The 404-nt window shown below is 45.8% G+C and carries 1 protein-coding gene; it reads left to right on the forward strand.

The annotated features are described in order from the left end of the window. Nucleotides 1-115: 115 nt before the first annotated feature. A partial coding sequence (locus J0A66_RS21875) for a hypothetical protein (protein ID WP_188698780.1) occupies nucleotides 116-404 on the forward strand: 289 nt, incomplete at its 3' end.

Raw genomic sequence — 404 nt, forward strand, 5'->3', positions numbered from 1 at the left:
AACAACTCAAGGCAAAATGCGCCAATAGACAAATTTTATTACATCCTCAGTACAACTTTTTGGCCACCTACAGCTACATATATAACAAGCGCCTATGCTACTACCGGAGACAATCATGAAACCTTCAGCCTTAGTTGCCACTTTCGGCTTGCTTGTCAGTCTCAGCAGCCACGCCGCCTTAAATCAGGATAACGATACCCTTCGTTATGTGTTCACCTACAAGTTGAACAAAACCCTGAGCTATATGGAGTACCAATATCAGGTGGTTAAACAGGATATTGCAAACGAGCTAGAAGACGATATTCAAAGCCAGGTGCTTGGCGCCATGGCTGATCAGTTAATCGCAGCCAATCCCCCTCAGGCGGGTAAGACGACACAACCCAAAGTCATGCCCGAACAGCTTT

Source organism: Bowmanella dokdonensis, assembly GCF_017254865.1.
Lineage (GTDB): Bacteria > Pseudomonadota > Gammaproteobacteria > Enterobacterales > Alteromonadaceae > Bowmanella > Bowmanella dokdonensis.